Consider the following 15,184-nt stretch of genomic DNA (forward strand, 5'->3'; position numbering starts at 1 on the left):
TATTATTTTCCTTATCTTAATATTAAAGATTTTAGCCACATCAGACCCTCCGAATTTAATAGATATGGAATTATAGAACCAAAAAGGTTTTAACCATTGTTCTCACTTTTTACATAACTAAGATGTAAGTAAGAATAAGAAGTAGTTAAATCCTACACATTTGAGATTTTGTGATTAGGATTAAAAAAGAAAGGATGGTGTCTTCCACCCTTTCTTTTTTAGATACATAGATAGACCTCTAGACAATCTATTTTTTGTTTACCATGATTGTTTTCGAGTTTGTATACTCGGCTAGTCCATCAAGAGAGTTTTCAATCCCTATACCAGACTGTTTGTGGCCGCCAAATGGAATACTTGGTGAGAAAACATGTACCTCATTGATCCATACCGTTCCAGTCTCAAGCCTTTCTGCTATAACTTTTGCAAGTGTAAGATTTTTACCCCATATAGATCCCGCAAGTCCGTAGGGCGTGCTGTTAGCACGTTCGACGACCTCATCGTAATCACGATATTTTAAAATTGGAAGTACGGGACCAAATGCCTCTTCGATTACTACTCGGGAATCTTCGGGTGGATTATCCACGATGGTAACGGGAACGAAATAGCCGGGGTGTTTCTCCACTTGCCCACCTAAGGCAATTTTCGCACCAATTTGCTTTGTATCCTCTATAAGTCCAACTACCTTTTCATATTGCATCCGATTTTGTATTGGACCAAGATCACTTTCGGGATCACTTCCATCACCCACCTTTACGGTTTTTGCATACTCAACCAGCTCATGAAGAACCTCATCGTATACGTCCTCATGGACATAAAGTCGCTTACATACTACACAAAATTGTGCACTGTTCTGGAAGGATGCCCAAAACAAATCTTTGGCAATAGCCTTGGGGTCTACATCTGGAAGAACGATGGCCGCATCGTTTCCACCTAGTTCTAACGTAACTCGCTTCAAGTTAGATGCCCCACTTTGCATCACTTTTTTACCGGTCTCCGTTGATCCAGTAAAACTAACTTTACTTACCTCTGGATACTCAGTAATCCATTGACCAAGTTCGTTACCCCCCGAGACGATGTTCAGTACTCCATTCGGAAGGATCTCACGAGCGATTTCACCTAGCTTAAGCGTACATAAAGGTGTATATGGAGACGGTTTTAATACCACTGTATTACCCGCCATGAGAGCAGGCGCAATCTTCCAAATCGCTAGAAGAACCGGAAAATTCCATGGAGTAATGGCACCCACTACTCCAAGCGGTGTATGGTGTCGTTCAACGATATGCTCTGGTGTTTCTTCGATAACTTCTACATCCAATCGTTGTTTTGCAATCTCTTTGCACCAGTATATGGACCCACTAATTTCCCAATCTGCTCCTGATCGAGGCTTACCCTGCTCAAGAGTTAAAAGATTCATAAATTCTTTTTTATGCTTGTCGATTGCGTCTCCTAACCGGCACAAGAAATCGCTACGTTCCTCGATTGTTTTATGCGACCATCCTTGGAAAGCATTTTTTGCTGCTCTAACTGCCGCATCCAAATCCTCTTTCTTCGCATCCGGAGCACTTGCAATCACTTCCTCATTGGCTGGATTGATAACTTTGATCATCCGATCCGAGGATACGGCCTTCCCGTCAATGGTCATCGTGTATGTTTTGTTAAATATATCCATATTTATCACTTCCATATTTATGACCCCCATTTGCAAATACTTTTATCACTTATTTAAGGACTCCTTATGTAATCTTCCATGTTGTAAATTCTTTCTTTCTAGTTTCGTATTTCGACCTTCTGATAGCTTTACAAATAAAAGTCTTACCGATTCTACTAACCATCAGGCTTCATAAACTGAATTATCTGTAATTAATCAACATTCCACTATATGTTTACACTCTTCAATATCTTTTTTACTTTTCATTCCCTTACTGAAAAGTGGCATTTATGAATTAACAAGCCTTTTCGATAATACTTATATTTTATTTAGGAGAGTTTTTTTGATTTCCCTCTCAGCAGACCAATTTCCTAAACAGTTACCAGTTTCATCTTTCCATAACTATATGCCTCATTCGGAAGCGGTTACATTAATCCCGAACAGCATCATTGAAGCTATAGGAGACATAAAAACCACACCTCTGAAATGGCACCATTAGGATTGCTGCCATTCTCCACTTTCCAAATAGTCAAGTGCATAATCCAGTGCATCCATTGCTTTATCGATGTCTTCGCGACTAACATTCAAAGATGCGCCAATTCTCATTGTATTAGGCATTACTCCACCAATCAGCACTCCTTTTTCTAGCGCTTTTTTCATAATGATTTGTGTTGGGATTTGATTTGGATTCATCCCGTGCGTAAAGTTCCGGTCCAATTTTACGTAAGGAGTCTTAGTCTTGGCATTCACAATATCTACTATCCATAAAAGGCCATATCCATCGAAATTGCCTATACTTTTATGTTTTTCTTGCAGAAGTTCAAGTTTACTCCTTATATACTCGCCGCTGTTCTTCGCTTGCTCAACAAAGTTTTCTTCCATCATCACTTCTAAATTTGCACAGACCGCAGCCATCGCAACTGGATGACCGGCATAGGTGGATACTGACTCCCATCGGTGCTTATCCATAAACGCTGCAATTTCCTTACTAACTAAGACAGCGCCAGCAGGGAGTGAGGAACTGGAGAGTCCTTTACCCATAGTGATTATATCTGGCTGTACCCCATAATGCTGATATCCAAACCACTTCCCTGTCCGCCCAAAGCCAGTAAGAACTTCATCATTAATCCAAAGGACACCTAGTTCTTTTGTCATTTTTCGGATCTGTGGAATGTATTCATATGGGGGCATAGCAGAGCCTGCACCCTGCGATACTTCAGTTATCACTGCTGCCACTTGTTCCGGACCATAGTTTTCGATCATACGACGTGTATACTTTACGCTCAACAATTCCCCGTTTTCATCTTTTAGGCAGTTACCGTTCGCATCCTGAAACATGTTAGGGGATGGCGCCATCAAAACAGCACTATTATATGATGAACCAGGTATTTGTGCTGAAAAAGATTCTGAATTTTCCCCAACTAAACCACTTCGATATGACCTTAATCGAGTAACAGTAGCAGCTCCACCAGTCCAACCATGATAATCGTGTTCTCGTGTAACCACTAGTGGGCGATTTGTATATAACCTCGCTATGTTCAGTGCCGTTTCCACTGCTTCACTTCCTGTTGATACGAACCTAACTTTTCCTGGCCAGTCTTCATCACCTAAAATATCCTCAATAATTATCTTTGCTGCTTTGGCTTTATAATCAGTTGCATAAGTATCCCATACAAAACCATATCGGTCTAAAGCCTCCTTGATCGCAGCATTAACTTTTGGATTTTTCTGACCTAAATTGACACAATAAAGTTGATTGAAGAAATCTAATAATCTTGTGCCATCAGGCATAATCAAGTAGTCACCTTCTGTTGATTCAATCGGTACTGGTTGATACTCATTTTGGGTACTAAACGTCCTCATCAGGTATTTACGATCCCATTCTTTAACTTGCTCCCAGTTTATTTTTTGCATTGTTAAACTCATATTTTGATCCCTTCCTTTCCCCTTTGTTGCTATTAAGTGTATTATATTCCTAGTGATTAATATTGAAAAAATCGGAACATTACAAATTTTTATTTTTTTGATATAATCTTTTAAAAACTTAATTCTATTAATTATTTTTGACTGCCTCTGAAAAATTTTCATTCACGACACAAACGAAATGATTGATTAGCTAAAAATATAAAAGTGGGTGATAGAAGAAGAGCATCGTACTATTAGAGAATAGGTAGCAAACTTTTTTTCTAAATTTCCAAGGTAAAAAAATATAATAACAACCTGCTCTTAACACTTATATATCTATAAAGAAGCTCCATAGGTATTCCTAGAAATTTTCAAAGGAACGGAGGAAGTTTATGATTAATAAAAACGTACGAAACACATTACAAACTATTCATTATTTTCCCTTTCAACCTGGATTGAAATCCAATACTGATTATTATATAGAGCTAAAACCAAGACAGGATTCTGCCCAACTTCCAATCATATTATTCTATCAGTTTAAGATTGATCATCTTAAAGACTGGGTCCCGGCCCTTCCCGACGGATGTATCGAGTTTATTTTTTGCTGTAATCCGAAAAAACCCTCTGCTCATATTTACGGTAGTTTATTGCAAATTAAACAATTACATTTCCAACCCGGATATGAGCACTTTGGGGTTCGCATTTTACCTGAGCATGCAATTAAATTTGTTAAAAATGACATGCCTGATATTATAGATAAGAAACTTCCTCTTTGTAATATCATTTCACTAGAAGATTCAATTGTTGACAGAATAGCAGAACAAAATTCGTTTCATAAGAGGATAAAGTTGTTTGAAAAATTCGGAAAATGCATAAATTTTAGAGAGATACCCACGATTGTTGATTATTCTATAAAAAAAATATATTTATCCAAAGGAAACTTTAATATGAAAGACCTAGTAGAAGATACTGGTTATTCCGATCGATATTTACGAATGAAGTTTGCGGAGATAGTTGGAATTCCACCAAAGCTTTTTAGTCAGATCATTAGATTCCAAAAGGCTTTCTTTCTGCTTACTAATGAACGCACCTCTTTTTCAGATGTGGTGGATGAATTCGGATATTGTGATCAAGCTCATCTTATTAATGATTTTAAAAAGTTTAATCTATTTAAACCTGCCCAATTAAAGAACAATACCATTATTACTAAGTAGAATGATCATTTACCGGATGAATATCTGCTTCGACTAGAGACTTTCCCTGCTAGAGCGTTTGAATGAAATATAGATTTATCGTTGAATAACTAAAATTTCCAGAAAATTATGTATTCTCATCTCCAAAAAAGCAAAATTGGGGAACAAATTTCAAATTGGTTCTTTCCGCCCAAGCTAATATATGCAAGGTGTTTTGAATAAAGGTGCAAAAGTTGCTGGAAGTTAGGTAACCAAGCATTAAAACCTATTGTTTCAATTATTCCTTTAGTACCTTTTTTCTCAATTCCCCAACGTATGCCTCTTTTACATAAACGAGCTGAAAATGGTTACGAAATACATCCAGAGCAATGGAGAAAAGGATACTGACATTGTTAGCAACAGAGTCATTCAACGCCTTAGCAAGTTTCTTGTATTGACATGTATGTCAGATATTGATATAAAGCTGACGATAGGATCTTCCGTAGTGTTTTCTGCAGAGCTTTCTGCCGTAGGACAGCCGACGCCCTTGGATTGCCAACTACAGTAGACTTGGTTATCGATTCAGGCAGCCACCCCATTCAAGCCAAAGTGACATGGAATGTAGATTCTTCAAACTATGATCCCACTTTAAAGACTGTACAGACCTGCACTGTAAATGGAACTGTAACTTTGCCAAGGTATTTTACGGGAATTGTCAACAAGAAATTTTTATCAATAGATTAGAGAAAATTCCTTTAGGTGTAGCGTCAGGAAATGCGATTTCCTGACGCTACACCTTTATAGATTTCTCCCCCCAGAAAGTGTCATAAAATATCGTCCTTGCATGGTAGGTCAATAATCCTTATTCCATTATATGTCCAGTTTGTTGAAGATCAATTAATTCAAATTTAAAACTTCGCAGCTATTAAATTTCAATAAGTATAGGAACGATCATTGGATTTTTCTTAGTATGTGTATATACGTATTCTCGTATTGATTTTTTTATTTGTTTTTTCATTACATTCCATTGGTTTCTATTTGCTTCTTGTAGTTCGATAACCGTTTGTGTAGTCAGTCGATTCAAGTCCCTTCGGAGTTCCGAAAAATCTCTATCCACAAATCCACGAGATAGGGTATCGGGTTCTGAAATTAGCTTTCCTTCCGCTTTGCTCATCGGTAAAATAATGATGAGCATTCCATCCTCTGAAAGCTGTTTGCGATCCCGTAATACAAATTCACCAACATTCCCTACATCTCCCCCATCGATATAGGTATTCCCAACTGGTATTTTCCGGGTCTTGCGAGCAATGGTATGTTCAATATCGATGACATCGCCATTATTGATGATAAACGTGTTTCCTTTCTCTACTCCAACGGATTCAGCTAACAAACGGTGATGGTGTAGCATTCTAAATTCACCGTGAATGGGAATAAAATATTTTGGTTTCATTAATGTAAGCATTAGTTTTAAATCTTCTTGATAACCATGGCCAGAAACATGCATGCCGGATGTACTTCCTGATCCATAAATCACTTTGGCTCCAAGTGCAAATAAGTTGTCTACAATACTCGTGACATTACGTTCGTTCCCAGGTATTGGACCTGCTGCAATGATAACCGTATCTTCAGGCAAAATATCGACACCGCGAAAGTTTCCAGTGGACAGGCGGGCAAGAGCAGCCAATGGTTCTCCTTGACTCCCCGTGCATAAAATTGCCACCTTTTCAGGAGCCATTTCATTGATCTCATGTGGGGCAATTAACATTCCAGCAGGAACTGTTAAATAACCACGTTCCATAGCCACCGCTACAACATTAACCATACTTCGCCCAAGTAACGCAAGTTTTCGTTTCGTTTTTTGCGCTGCATTTACGACTTGCTGAACACGACTAATATTCGAAGCAAAGGTAGAAACAATCACTTTGCGTTCGGCTTTCATGAAAGCTGCTTCCACATGTTCACCTACCATTTGTTCCGATGGGGTCAAACCAGGACGTTCTGCATTGGTACTCTCAGACAATAAAAGCAAGACCCCTTCTTTGCCGATTTCAGCCATTTTATGAATATCCGCATGCTCATTATTCGCAGGGGTTAAATCGAACTTGAAGTCCCCCGTATGTACAATATTCCCTTCTGGTGTGTGAAAGACCACTCCCAAGCAATCAGGAATACTATGAGTCACTTTGAAAAAGCTTACATTCATTTCTCCGATTTTCAATTTTGAGTTTGAGTTGATTTCAATAAGTTCGCTTTCTCTGAGAAGTTTATGTTCTTTTAATTTGATTTCAATTAATCCTAGTGTGAAGCGCGTAGCAAAAACGGGTACATTCAATTTTTTTAAGAAGAACGGGATCCCTCCGATATGATCTTCATGTCCATGTGTAACAATTAAAGCACTGACTTTATCTTTATTTTCTACTAAATAAGCCATATCAGGGATAATCAAATCAATTCCTAATAAACTTTCATCTGGAAACTTATTTCCACAGTCGATAATCACGATATCGTTTGAATATTCGATTGCATACATATTTTTCCCGATTTCATTCAAACCGCCTAAAGCGAAGATAGATAACGCATTCTCTTTTGTACTCAAATTTAATCCCCCCACTTTAAATATAATCTTAATATGCCCTTTGGGTTTCCCTTTATCAGCGGGGTGAATGCTCGAGCTTCCTATAAATACTTTAAGTACATTCCTTAAAATCTCTATGAGTGCCTAAGTGAAAATAAACAGTCGCAATTCCATTTTCCTTTGTCTTAAGAGGTATGGGCGATAATCCCCATCCACACCCTAAGCCATTGGAAGAAAAGAAATTTCGGACTTCAATTTTCTGAATTTCTCCACTTAATTCAGCAGAAGGTTCTACTTTAATTTGAAATCTATCAGATGAATCAATTGTTTTCCCGTTGTTTTTTATTTCAAATTCATAATATAAAGAAGTGGGTATTATTTCAGTTTCCTTATGTTCATCGGAAATCACTATTGTCCCTGTCTTACTTTTGTCATTTACAATATCCACTTTAGAAGATTTTAGTTCAAAACCTTTTTCCTTCGAACAAGCAGCTAAAAATAAGATAGACATAATTATTAAGCATCCCAAATTTTCTCCATAAAGCTCCCCATATTTATCAACACAATTTGTCCCCCTTAATTCCACTTATTTTTCTCCATTACAGGAATGCTGCTCTATAGTTTAAGAATAATCTTTCACAAACACGATACTTGCATTACCATAAGCATTCAATTTTTCTTGTGATACTTCTGTAAACGAGCAGATTATTTCATACACATCTTTTCACTTTAATCCAGATGATTTGCTGATATAATGTGCTTATTTTTTCACTTTGTTTCGGATTGTGCAAAATGTTGTCCAAATTAATTCAGCTATAAATCATAAAAAGAAAACCCCTAAAAAGGGGAATCTACTGGCATAAAATCTTGTTTATTTATTCGAACTTTATATACCTCATGTATATGTAGGACAAAGCTGGCATCATAGTCTAATGTGACAAACCAATCAATATCCTTTTCCAAAATTGCTTGAAAATACTTGTGCTGAATCCGCAGCTCAAATGAATAGCCTTGGTCTATCCAATATGCCCTCTGGCCTATCCAAACCCTCCACTCTTGATGTTGTGGATCAAATATTAATATGCCTCGTGCCATCATAGGCCACTAACTATTTCTAGAGTCCCCTCTCTGTATGTACCTGAAGATGGATCGGGACCAGGAATACCACTCCATCTCAAAAGTGCTGAAAATCATTGGTGTATCTCGATCCACATTCTATTATCAAAAGAACTATCGTGTGGAAGAGAAAAAAGTAAGTGAGGGACGTCCAGCGCCAGGTTATTCCATCAAAGAGGACGGTCTAAATGTTGCAGATGAACAAATTAAAGAATATTTACTAGAAGAGATTGCAGGCGATGGCTTTAATTATGGCTACCGTAAATTAACCAAAGTGCTTCGTCGAAAATACAATCTCATTATCAATAAGAAAAAAGTTTACCGTTTGTGCAAAGAACTTGATATTTTACGCCCACAACGGCAAAAGAAAGTCTCATATCCTAGAAAACTAGCACGAAATCGCACGATTACAGGTTCGAACCAATTGTGGGAGAGTGACATTAAATATGGCTACATTGAAGGTGAAGATCGATTTTTCTTTGTATTATCAATAATTGATGTCTATGATCGTAGTATTATCGAGTACTATATGGGATTAAGCTGCACGGCTAAAGACTTGAAACAAACACTTTTGCGAGCGTTATTCAAGCGTAAACAAATTAACGAATTGGAAAAACCTGTGATTCGAACAAACAATGGTCCACAGTTTATGGAGGATGGTTCCCACATATCAATACTTTCAATCTTTTCTTAATATGATATGGATCTTTGTCTTCATCATTCACGAGACCCTTCACATAATTGTCGTAAAAAAAGGTGACATTTGTTTAACGTTTAGAGGTATAATTTTCTGGCAACATACAAATTGAGCCATGAAAGTTTGTCAACTACCCCTGTTTATACGCATGTTGATTTTGAGCAAAAGAAACGAGCAATTAGTACATTTTCACTTTAATATTATATATTAGTTAATAAATTTAGTAGAAACGCTAGGAACAAAGGAACGAATATTAGTTTTATTGTGTTACGTGATAATAAAGTTGTTTAATTTTGAAGCTGCAAATACGTAATACAGCATCCACAAATATAGACGGTGTAAAAATAAAGTCGTTTAATTTTCGGCAAAATTGCTGAATCACTCTTCAAAGATGTAATAATAAATTTGTTTGAAATTTAGTTTTAAAAAATAGAAACATTTAATAAGATAAGATTGTCCATATTGCAGTTACAGAAGACAAACACTTGCTTATTTTCGAGAAAGAGAATGGGGAAGTCCTCGCAGAGCACAAGGTGGAACCCGGAAAAGGAAAACTGGTTCTAGATCGTCAACACACCCGGAATCGGACATGAGGGATACCTGAATACATTTTTGACCTTTTTCAAGTAGATTATTGTCCATGATGAGCTAATCTTGGACTAGCTCATCATTTTGACCATCCCTATCTATCCGATATCTCTTAAGGTCTACCTTATTCTTATAGAAAATATATTGATCATCAAGAGTAAAGTTAAGTACAGATTTGTCCGTTATTTTTTGAAACGTAAAATCCTCCAAATTCATTACATAGATTTTGTACTGATCTTTGCGATTTAAAAAAAACAGTTCTGAATCTGTCAAAACGAAATATGTTGTTATTATATCAGGAACAACTGTTTCTGAATCTGTCTTCGTATCGTACTTAACAACTTGATATTTTTCATTTATATAATAAATATGCTGTCCATCAAAAGCAACGCTTCTTAATAATGGAGATCGAATAATGACATTTGATTTGCCTGTCAATCGATTAACTTGCCTAATTTCGTCCTGAGCGATGAAATAGATACTTTTCTCATCTAAAAAGAAGGAAGCTATTCCTGAGTAAAAACTTGAGTCGACACTATCTACTGAATTAAGTCCTAGAAAATTATCTTCATGTGAATTAAGGTTTTTTTCAAAAATAATCCTCTCATCAAAAGTTGTCGTATCTACTTCTATGATGGAAACCTTGCCCCTTTCCTCGAAGCGATAGGCAAACCCCCTCAACTTCTCAGAGTCATGTTTCATATAATATACATACGGTCCATTACCATAAATAAAGGTCTCGACCTTTGTTAATGATTGCATTGGATTTCTGATTAGATTTTTTACTTCGCCGGTTTGTTTATCTTCAAATACAAGCCTGATATCATCCAAATTCGTTTCATCGACATAAAAACGATATTGCTCATTTTCAAAGGACTGTCTGGAAGAATAATTGTATACATCATAATCATCCATGTTTTGATTAGAGGTACAGCCGGCAAGGCTAGATACGGCCATACAAAGGACAAGCATCATACTTGATGATGTCAGCCAATGACGACGTTTCCTGGCACTCCATACATTCGTATGTTGAATGATGATCACTATCATTGCACCTATACTGATGCACAATGTAATTACAAACAAGATGAGCATGGCCTTCATCGAAATTTCCTCAAATGTTACATCCATCTGATCTGTAACTATGTTATACTCGTATTCGCTTCCTCTGAAAAAACCAGTGGAAACCATAAACCCTAGCGGTCCCGGCAAAGAATATTTAGAGGATTCCATACTAAATCCATAATAAGGTAATAAAATCACAGCTGTAGAAGAAAATAGAGTTAATGCATATCTTTTCGTCCATACAGAAACAAGCATAATAAGCATGGACAAACTTAAATTGCCAAATATTTTTATGGCAGATAACCATATGAATGTAGAAAATAATGTACTACTTTTTGTGGAAGTTCCAAAGTAAGACAAGCTTTGTATTGGATAATCCCCATGTTCTAATCCATATTTTATTTCAAAGAACCCATACCTTAACAGTGAAGTAAATAGACCAAGCACGATAACCGTCATTATCACAAGAACAACTTTAGAGATAGCATGCACGCGCGTTCCTTTCTTTACGGTCAAGTGAAGGGAATCCATTTCGTTTGCAAACTCTGAACAAAACACTGGAGTGACCAATACTAACAGTAATAATAAAAATAACAAATCCAAACTATCAGTGGATAATAGTCCGTCCCAGCCATTCGTAGATAAAAAATAGCGGTTGTCTGGATTTTCGCGAATATACGTATATTGGTCGAAAATGACCTTAAAGCCACTTTCATTTTTCACAATTTCCTCCAATGGGCTTGATAATGTTAGCAACTCATCCTCTGAGATTTTCCCGTCATAGTAATCGTTATATGCCTTTTCTAGTTCTACGTTTGCTTCAGAAATTCTTTTTGATTCATTGGTAAAAAATCGCTCTGTTTCATCCGATAATGCACCATTGACTTGATTTATGTAGAAAGAATACTGCTTAGAATTCATCTCAATATCTGGGTTCTTAGGCGTGTCAAAAACAAGTAATGTCGATATACTTAAAATGAAAAACAAACTGATAAATAATAAACCCTTCTGATGAAAAAACATCTTCTTCATTTCATAGATTAATAATGACACGCTCTCTCACCCCTTTCTATTGACAGTATTCTTCCTAATTAAAATCACAATACTTAAAATGCATAGCGTTCCCCAAGCTGCTGCAAACAAAAAAGCTGGAACATAACTAATCACTGGGTATCCAAAGAGACTGACAAATTCCGTTTTACGAAACAATTCCCGATTGACAACCAGCGCAAATGGATTTAGAATTTTCAATAAAATGTGACCAGACCCCATATACAATTCCTGCATATAAATGAATCCAAAGGTAGTGAACAGGCTTATAATAAAAGGAAATAGAGCATTTTTAAAAAGAGTGGAAATCAATAGAAACACCAAACTAAGCACTAGAATTCCTGCTGTTTTCAGGAGATCTGATAGAACTACGTATTCTCCCAAGCTTATCCCAATAGATGAATTCGCAAAGTTTTCAATGACATAAAGCGGGGAAGAAGTTGCTTCCAAAGATCCGAAAATCGTCGAAAATGCAGCAAAATCAATCAACCAAAACCAAAAACAAACAATGCACACAAAAATGGCAGAGGTCATTATTTTAGCTATAACGGTTTTGGTTCCTCCTGCTTTCGTCGTTAATAAAAGAACATCCATCTCAGTCTCCTTTTCAGAAACGAATACATTGATTAAGACGTACATACAAATCAATATCACCAAAAACGCCGAAAAATCGTAATGAATATAATTCTCGTACATTTCTGTGTATGAAAAATCCGATATGACCCGTCCTATGTAACGATCCGCAATCGCTGCATTTTTTTTATATTCGTATTGATTTCCGAGCGATTCAAAAAATGTCAGATTCTCTTTTGCCGCAGTGACAACATCATTTGCATAGCTCCTGTACATATAGGCGTATTCCATCGGATTTACAAAATTCCAACGAAAGAAGTACGTATCGTTGTATACATTTCCAGTATATGTATTCGGATTATCAATTGCCGTGCTTGCTGTCTTATCCGCTGTTTGTTTATCAAGCGGTCCATAAATCGACATAAGCTTATCGATTTTTTCCTTTGTAATAGTACCTCCAAATTCCTCATACATTTCCCAATATAAGTCATTCCAATCCGACCCAGTACTTTTGGATAGCAATGATGTTTGATCATATACGCTGTATATTTTAACAACGTTTAGCACACTGAAGAGAAGGATCACTGTAACAATTGACTTTTTCAAAAAATGTTTACGGCATTCAAAAAGAAGTAACTTCACCATCGTTCGCCATCTCCCGAATAGTACAAAAATACGTCCTCCAAATTGGGCTGTATATTGACAGCATGAGCATCTGGCTTCTCATCATTAATTACTCTTAAATGTATACCATCCTGATTCCGCATCATATTACTGATTTTAAGATGCTTCAATTTTTCTTCAATCGTGTTTTCAGTTGCGGTTACATTCCATACCTTCCCCTCGATTCCACGCGCAAGCGCTTGAGGCGAGTCCTGTTTCAGAAGCTGTCCATCTTTTAGTAAAATGACCTGATTGGCGATATATTCAATATCGGAGACGATATGCGTAGCCAATAATACAATTCGATTCTCAGAAAACTTGGTAATCAGATTCCGGAAACGTATTCTTTCTTGCGGGTCAAGACCAGCTGTTGGTTCATCCAAAATTAAAATGTCAGGATCATTGAGCATTGCTTGTGCAATCCCAACACGCTGGCGCATGCCTCCCGATAATGCACCGATTTTTTTGGTAGAAGCATCACTTAAATTAACGATCTCCAATAATTCCTTTGCCCTTTTTTCCCCTTGTTCCTTTGGAATATCTTTAAGTACACACATATATCTGAGAAAGTCCATCACTTTAAAGTTTTTGTAAAACTGCGGGTATTGTTGTAAATAGCCAATATGTGATAAAAACTCAATCCCTAAGCTTCTTACATCAACGTCATTAATCAACACTTGCCCTTTGTCGCTTTTTAGAATGCCTACAAAAATGTTAATAAGCGTTGTTTTCCCTGCACCGTTTGCCCCCAAAAGACCATAAATACCGTTCTCCAGTTCTGAGTTAAAATTTTCAAGCGCATACTTACCCTTATATTGCTTTGAAATATCCTTAAATGTTACTTTCATAAATAGGTTCCTCCTAGTTCCTCCTATTAAAAAGTAGCTTTCTTCTTTAGGTAATAAAAGGAAGAAAGCATTTGATTTATAACTTAAAATTGGCTAACAATCATTTTCGTTTCAATATCGTCTCGTATTGCTCCTAATAACACGATATAAGTCCTTGTATCATCAATCACTTTGATAATGGGGTCATGATCCATATAACGTTCCTCACCATCATTTGAGACTTGTTGCTCTGCTTCCAATTTTCCAGTTTCCGTATTGTACACCCGAATGGTCCATCCAGTTTCATGTGAAATCGAAGTTGCAAAATAGCCTCCAGTGTTAGACCCCCATATACTTCCACTTTCCACCTTTTCGATTTGCGTATGAATCTTTGTTTTATCACTTGGTATCTCCATCACCAACGTTTTTCCTGTTGCAATCGTAGGGTCCTGAGCAAATAACAGAACATCATTATATGCTGTCAATCTTTTGCATATGTAGTTGTCAAATGTTTTATTTAGTAATCCAGAACCATCCACGTTTACGATTCCACAAGTATCATAGGAAGGCTTGTCTGGATTAGCTGGGATATCAAAGCTTTGTGCCTTAAAAGCAATACGCTTATCATCATTTGTGAAACCAATTTGTTCGATGTTGACGATGCCAGAACGCTCCTTAGCGTCTACAGATTCCAAATCAATGACTTTAGTCTTTGTTTCCTTTTCAAAATCATAGATATATAATCCTGAATATGTGGCATACGCAACTTGGTTTCCAGTAGAAGAAAATGAAATCGCATTTAAAGACATCAACATATCATCGTCTTCAAACAATTGATTCAAGTCAAACTCGGAAACTGTATTCAAATCATGATCGTAAAACATAGCTTTATAACTAAATCCGCCAGCCGTCATCATTGATTCGCTACTATCACTACTCAAAAGTTCCCTAACCGCTACAAAACCATTATTAATCACCCAAAAATTCTCACTGTCAAATGGTTCTGGTGGGGATTCTTTCAATACATTCCCAGTATCTAAGTCATATAGGTATAGTTTGTCAGCTGCTATGAGAATCTTATTCTCATTAGCATAATAGATATTCTTTATATCTCCATCTAATTTCAAATCTGAAACAACCTCGGGTACAGTAGACTGGGATTCAGGTGAGCCAATTACTTTACCTTCATTATTGGAATGCCCTTGTTTATCATTTGAATCAACTATATTATCGTAGTTTTTTGTGCACCCAACGGTAAAGAGTACAAATAAGCTTAATATAATGGTTAATAGTTTATGTTTCATA

11 protein-coding genes are annotated in these 15,184 nt (G+C 36.6%); 2 read left to right on the forward strand and 9 right to left on the reverse strand.

What is annotated here, in order from left to right:
• Nucleotides 1–247: 247 nt before the first annotated feature.
• The gene (locus KHA94_RS05955) at nt 248–1,684 is read right to left on the reverse strand and encodes an aldehyde dehydrogenase family protein (protein WP_213101152.1); all 1,437 of its coding nucleotides are present in this window, start codon (nt 1,682–1,684) and stop codon (nt 248–250) included.
• Between the two features lie 459 nt (nt 1,685–2,143).
• A complete protein-coding gene (locus KHA94_RS05960) occupies nt 2,144–3,574 on the reverse strand; it encodes a class-III pyridoxal-phosphate-dependent aminotransferase (RefSeq protein WP_249365324.1) in 1,431 nt (476 codons plus the stop codon).
• 371 nt (nt 3,575–3,945) lie between these two features.
• Between KHA94_RS05960 and KHA94_RS05965 the strand changes: the two genes are divergently transcribed.
• Entirely contained in the window at nt 3,946–4,767 is an 822-nt protein-coding gene (locus KHA94_RS05965) for a helix-turn-helix domain-containing protein (RefSeq protein ID WP_213101153.1), read from the forward strand.
• A gap of 883 nt (nt 4,768–5,650) precedes the next feature.
• Here the strand turns inward: KHA94_RS05965 and KHA94_RS05975 are convergent.
• From KHA94_RS05975 to KHA94_RS05985, 3 genes are all read right to left on the reverse strand, one after another.
• Complete coding sequence (locus tag KHA94_RS05975) at nt 5,651–7,321, reverse strand: ribonuclease J (RefSeq protein ID WP_213101155.1); 1,671 nt, start codon at nt 7,319–7,321, stop codon at nt 5,651–5,653.
• A gap of 91 nt (nt 7,322–7,412) precedes the next feature.
• Nucleotides 7,413–7,811 (reverse strand): hypothetical protein, encoded by a 399-nt coding sequence (locus tag KHA94_RS05980; RefSeq protein WP_213101156.1) that lies wholly within the window; start codon nt 7,809–7,811, stop codon nt 7,413–7,415.
• Nucleotides 7,812–8,137: 326 nt separating this feature from the next.
• Complete coding sequence (locus tag KHA94_RS05985; protein WP_213101157.1) at nt 8,138–8,395, reverse strand: DUF5348 domain-containing protein; 258 nt, start codon at nt 8,393–8,395, stop codon at nt 8,138–8,140.
• Between the two features lie 49 nt (nt 8,396–8,444).
• On the opposite strand from KHA94_RS05985, the gene KHA94_RS05990 reads away from it, so the two are divergent.
• Nucleotides 8,445–9,110: an IS3 family transposase gene (locus KHA94_RS05990; protein ID WP_213101158.1), complete on the forward strand. Its 666-nt coding sequence runs from the start codon at nt 8,445–8,447 to the stop codon at nt 9,108–9,110.
• 651 nt (nt 9,111–9,761) lie between these two features.
• Here KHA94_RS05990 and KHA94_RS05995 read toward each other — a convergent pair.
• From KHA94_RS05995 to KHA94_RS06010, 4 genes are all read right to left on the reverse strand, one after another.
• Nucleotides 9,762–11,819 carry a DUF5050 domain-containing protein gene (locus KHA94_RS05995; protein WP_338030697.1) on the reverse strand — a complete coding sequence of 686 codons (2,058 nt, stop codon included), beginning with the start codon at nt 11,817–11,819 and terminating at the stop codon, nt 9,762–9,764.
• Between the two features lie 6 nt (nt 11,820–11,825).
• On the reverse strand, nt 11,826–13,034 hold the full coding sequence (locus KHA94_RS06000; RefSeq protein WP_213101159.1) for an ABC transporter permease: 1,209 nt from the start codon (nt 13,032–13,034) through the stop codon (nt 11,826–11,828).
• A complete protein-coding gene (locus KHA94_RS06005; protein ID WP_213101160.1) occupies nt 13,028–13,900 on the reverse strand; it encodes an ABC transporter ATP-binding protein in 873 nt (290 codons plus the stop codon). Before KHA94_RS06005 ends, KHA94_RS06000 begins: the two co-directional genes overlap by 7 nt.
• A gap of 83 nt (nt 13,901–13,983) precedes the next feature.
• Nucleotides 13,984–15,183, reverse strand: coding sequence for a transcriptional regulator (locus KHA94_RS06010; protein WP_213101161.1), 1,200 nt, complete (start codon nt 15,181–15,183; stop codon nt 13,984–13,986).
• Nucleotide 15,184 lies beyond the last annotated feature (1 nt).

Origin of the sequence: Cytobacillus citreus, assembly GCF_018343665.1 — a bacterium.
Classification (GTDB): domain Bacteria; phylum Bacillota; class Bacilli; order Bacillales; family Cytobacillaceae; genus Cytobacillus; species Cytobacillus citreus.

Bases quoted from the DNA above. Each gene is read 5' to 3' on its own strand.
- KHA94_RS05955 (WP_213101152.1), bottom strand. From the start codon at position 1,684: ATGGAAGTGATAAATATGGATATATTTAACAAAACATACACGATGACC.
- KHA94_RS05960 (WP_249365324.1), bottom strand. From the start codon at position 3,574: ATGAGTTTAACAATGCAAAAAATAAACTGGGAGCAAGTTAAAGAATGG.
- KHA94_RS05965 (WP_213101153.1), top strand. From the start codon at position 3,946: ATGATTAATAAAAACGTACGAAACACATTACAAACTATTCATTATTTT.
- KHA94_RS05980 (WP_213101156.1), bottom strand. From the start codon at position 7,811: ATGTCTATCTTATTTTTAGCTGCTTGTTCGAAGGAAAAAGGTTTTGAA.
- KHA94_RS05985 (WP_213101157.1), bottom strand. From the start codon at position 8,395: ATGGCACGAGGCATATTAATATTTGATCCACAACATCAAGAGTGGAGG.
- KHA94_RS05990 (WP_213101158.1), top strand. From the start codon at position 8,445: ATGGATCGGGACCAGGAATACCACTCCATCTCAAAAGTGCTGAAAATC.
- KHA94_RS06000 (WP_213101159.1), bottom strand. From the start codon at position 13,034: ATGGTGAAGTTACTTCTTTTTGAATGCCGTAAACATTTTTTGAAAAAG.
- KHA94_RS06005 (WP_213101160.1), bottom strand. From the start codon at position 13,900: ATGAAAGTAACATTTAAGGATATTTCAAAGCAATATAAGGGTAAGTAT.
- KHA94_RS06010 (WP_213101161.1), bottom strand. From the start codon at position 15,183: ATGAAACATAAACTATTAACCATTATATTAAGCTTATTTGTACTCTTT.